The sequence below is a fragment of the Nitrosophilus sp. genome (assembly GCF_982775275.1).
The window spans coordinates 1-3,389 of sequence record NZ_CEXZHP010000164.1 but is presented as its reverse complement, the minus strand read 5'-3'; the positions used below and the strand labels follow the sequence as shown (position 1 = coordinate 3,389).

The window sequence follows — 3,389 nt, the reverse complement described above, 5'->3', positions numbered from 1 at the left end:
TTTTTTAGCTTTTGGTTTTATGATATTTTTAGTGCGATTATTTTCATTGTATTTTTTATCCTTTTTATCCAACTCAACTTTTTTAACCATTTTAACCTTTTTAACTTTTTCATCCTTTTTATCCCACTCAACCTTTTTAACCCTTTTAACTTCTTTATCCCACTCAACTTTTTTGACCATTTTAACCTTTTTAACTTCCTTTTTAATATCAAAATTTTTTAAGCTTATTTTAATGGGAGAACTATATTTTTTTTTAAATTTTTGAAAATCGTTTTTTTGAGTAGCATAGAAAAAGATAGATAAAAAAATGATATGCAAAAAAGAAGAGATTAAAAAGGAAAAAAGATATCTTTTATTCATAAAATAGATTATATAGTTTTAATAGCTATTAATCAATATTTTTATAAAATAAGCAAAATTTTAATATAAAAGGATTTTGATATGTTTGAAAAAAGTATAAAGGCTTTTGAAGAGGCACAAAAATATATCCCAGGAGGTGTTGATTCTCCCGTTAGAGCATTTAAAAGCGTAGGCGGAACTCCGGTATTTATTGAAAGAGGTGAGGGGGCTTTTTTAATAGATGTTGATGACAATAGATATATTGATTATGTTCAAAGCTGGGGTCCTTTGATTTTTGGGCATTGTGACGAAGATATTTTAAAAACCGTAGTAGATACGGCAAAAAAGGGTCTTAGTTTTGGTGCTCCTACTATATTAGAAACTATGCTTGCTAAAGAGATAGTTGATCTATATGAAAGCATTGATAAAGTTCGATTTGTAAATAGTGGCACGGAAGCTGTGATGAGTGCCATAAGGCTTGCAAGGGGATTTACTAACAAAGATGATATTATAAAATTTGAAGGATGTTATCACGGACATAGCGACTCACTGCTTGTTCAAGCAGGAAGCGGAGCCGCCACTTTTGGAAACCCAAGTAGTCCCGGAGTTCCTGCAGATCTTACAAAACATACTCTTTTAGCTAAATATAACGATATAGAGAGCGTAAAAAAATGTTTTAGTCAAAGTGAAGATATAGCATGCGTGATAATAGAGCCGATTGCTGGAAATATGGGATTGGTTCCCGCAGATGAAGAGTTTTTGCGAGAGCTTAGGGAGCTTTGCGATAAATATGGTGCTCTTTTGATATTTGATGAGGTTATGAGCGGCTTTAGAGCCTCTTTAAAAGGAGCTCAAGGATTAACCGAAGTTAAGCCCGATTTAGTTACTCTTGGAAAAGTTATCGGAGGAGGTATGCCTGTAGGCGCTTTCGGTGGAAAAGAAGAGATTATGGATATGTTAAGTCCACAAGGCCCCGTTTATCAAGCCGGAACTTTAAGTGGAAATCCAGTTGCTATGGCGGCAGGTTTGGCAACTGTAAAAAAATTGAAAAAAAATCCAGATATTTTTGATACTCTTGAAAAAAGAGCAAAAAGATTGGTAGAAGGGATGAAAAAGATAGCAGATGAGTTTGATATTCCTTTGCAGGTAGATGTAAGAGGAAGTATGTTTGGATTTTTCTTTAATGATTCAAAAGTCAAAAATTTCGACGACGCTTTAAAATCTGACACCCAAATGTTTGCTAAATTTCATCAAAGTATGTTGAAAAAAGGCGTATATTTTGCTTGTAGTCAATTTGAGACAGGTTTTATTTCAACACCTATAACTGATGATTTAGTGGAAGAGACTTTAACAAAAGTCAAAGATAGTTTTGAAGAGATAATTAAACTTGATTAAAATGATTGTTCGAAGTCGGACTTCGAACCTAAAAATCAAAAGAGGAAATTATGGAAGAAAAACCAAAATATAGAAAAATAATAGAAGGCGCGGAAGCACTCTCTTTGGGTGTTTCCATAGTTGTAGCGATTTTGATAGGAGTAGGGATCGGCATATGGCTAAAAAATATTTTTGGTTACTCCTGGCTTTTGTGGCTGGGGGTTTTTTGGGGGGTTGCTGCTGCTATTTTAAATGTTTATAAAGCTTATCAAAAGCAAAAAAAAGAACTCGATGAACTCTCTAAAAATCCAAGATATAAAAATTATCATTTAAATGACGAGGATGACGAATTGCAAGAGTATGAAAAATGAGATATTTTTTTTATATATTAACAACTTTAGATATTTTTTTGGTTTTGTATCTTTTTTTTCAAAAAAATTATATCTATCTATTAAATACCCAAATAGCTATGATTGCCTCTTTGTTTGTAACTTTGGGGTCTTTTTTGGGATATAAAAGAGTTGTTCAAAAAAGATATAAAGATTTTATTGGTGATGATAGAGATACAATAGATAAAATTGAAGATAGGTTTGATCTATATAAAGAATCACAAATCATACAAGATCATAAAAAACTTTTTGAAGAGGAGAAAAAAAGAGTAAAATCAGCCAAAGAAGGTATAAAAAATTTTATATTAACAAGTGGGGGATTTTTATCTTTTTATAGAATAGGAGCATATCTTTTTTTAATAATATCCGTCTTATTTTTAATGGATAAAAAGATTTTTAATGTCTTTGCCTATTTTATTGGTCTCTCTCTTGTTCCTATGTCGGCACTTATAGCTTCTCTTTTTTTTAAGAAGTAATCATAGGGATATTTATCGTAATAGATTTTGAGGAAAAATCCAAATAGGCGTTGATGGAATGGGCTAAATTTTTAAGTTTTTCCAATCCCTCTTTTTTATACTCTTTTGCCGAGATTTCTATTGCAAAAAGAGTAAATTTTCTATTTGAGATTTTTATATATTCACCAACTTTGATATATAGTTTTATTAAAATTGTTTGAGATTGGTCAAATTTTTCAAATATAGCGTTTAAAAGTTTTATAAATTTATCTGTGTTTATTTTTATCTCGGGAAGTGTTGGGTCTATTTCTTTGATAAAATTAGTATTGGATTTTGTAGAATTTGCACTTATACAAAGATCTAAAAGAGCGTATATATTGACTAATTGAGTGTTGCTCTCTTCAATATTTTCGATTTTTAACTCTGGATAGCGATAGAGTTTTATTGCTATCTCTTCATCGTTTTCGTAACCGACACATATGGCAAAAAACCTAAATCTACCAAATTCCAAATCTAAAAAAGTTGTTTTAAATCCGTAATTGTTACTGGCATAGCTTAACGCTAATTGATAGATCTCGCTTGCGGCTACAGAGCCTAAAAGATACTGTGCCTCTTGATTTAGTGAGATAACTTTTCCGTTTTTATTAAATAGTATAAATGGATTGTAGTCATATTCTATAAATTTTTCATAAAAATCCATAATTTTCCTTAAAGTAAATGGAAATTAGGAAATGGGAATTGGGAATTTGGAATTAGTAAATTTTATTCCTATTTTCCCACTTTCTAACTTTTAATTAACCGCAAATCTTCGCTCGCTTTACTCGCTTGATTT

5 protein-coding genes are annotated in these 3,389 nt (G+C 30.9%); 3 read left to right on the top strand and 2 right to left on the bottom strand.

Going from position 1 to position 3,389, the window contains the following annotated elements:
* A partial coding sequence (locus AC30RD_RS07510; RefSeq protein WP_489493819.1) for a hypothetical protein occupies positions 1–360 on the bottom strand: 360 nt, incomplete at its 3' end.
* A gap of 81 nt (positions 361–441) precedes the next feature.
* Here AC30RD_RS07510 and hemL point away from each other — a divergent pair.
* From hemL to AC30RD_RS07495, 3 genes are read left to right on the top strand one after another with little or no spacing between them, the layout of a single operon-like run.
* The gene (hemL, locus tag AC30RD_RS07505; protein ID WP_489493817.1) at positions 442–1,734 is read left to right on the top strand and encodes a glutamate-1-semialdehyde 2,1-aminomutase; all 1,293 of its coding nucleotides are present in this window, start codon (positions 442–444) and stop codon (positions 1,732–1,734) included.
* Positions 1,735–1,784: 50 nt separating this feature from the next.
* A complete protein-coding gene (locus tag AC30RD_RS07500) occupies positions 1,785–2,084 on the top strand; it encodes an AtpZ/AtpI family protein (protein WP_489493816.1) in 300 nt (99 codons plus the stop codon).
* Positions 2,081–2,578 (top strand): hypothetical protein, encoded by a 498-nt coding sequence (locus AC30RD_RS07495; protein ID WP_489493814.1) that lies wholly within the window; start codon positions 2,081–2,083, stop codon positions 2,576–2,578. Before AC30RD_RS07500 ends, AC30RD_RS07495 begins: the two co-directional genes overlap by 4 nt.
* Here AC30RD_RS07495 and AC30RD_RS07490 read toward each other — a convergent pair.
* A complete protein-coding gene (locus AC30RD_RS07490; RefSeq protein ID WP_489493813.1) occupies positions 2,568–3,257 on the bottom strand; it encodes a hypothetical protein in 690 nt (229 codons plus the stop codon). The genes AC30RD_RS07495 and AC30RD_RS07490 overlap by 11 nt on opposite strands.
* Positions 3,258–3,389 lie beyond the last annotated feature (132 nt).

Bases quoted from the DNA above. Each gene is read 5' to 3' on its own strand.
- hemL (WP_489493817.1), top strand. From the start codon at position 442: ATGTTTGAAAAAAGTATAAAGGCTTTTGAAGAGGCACAAAAATATATC.
- AC30RD_RS07495 (WP_489493814.1), top strand. From the start codon at position 2,081: ATGAGATATTTTTTTTATATATTAACAACTTTAGATATTTTTTTGGTT.
- AC30RD_RS07500 (WP_489493816.1), top strand. From the start codon at position 1,785: ATGGAAGAAAAACCAAAATATAGAAAAATAATAGAAGGCGCGGAAGCA.
- AC30RD_RS07490 (WP_489493813.1), bottom strand. From the start codon at position 3,257: ATGGATTTTTATGAAAAATTTATAGAATATGACTACAATCCATTTATA.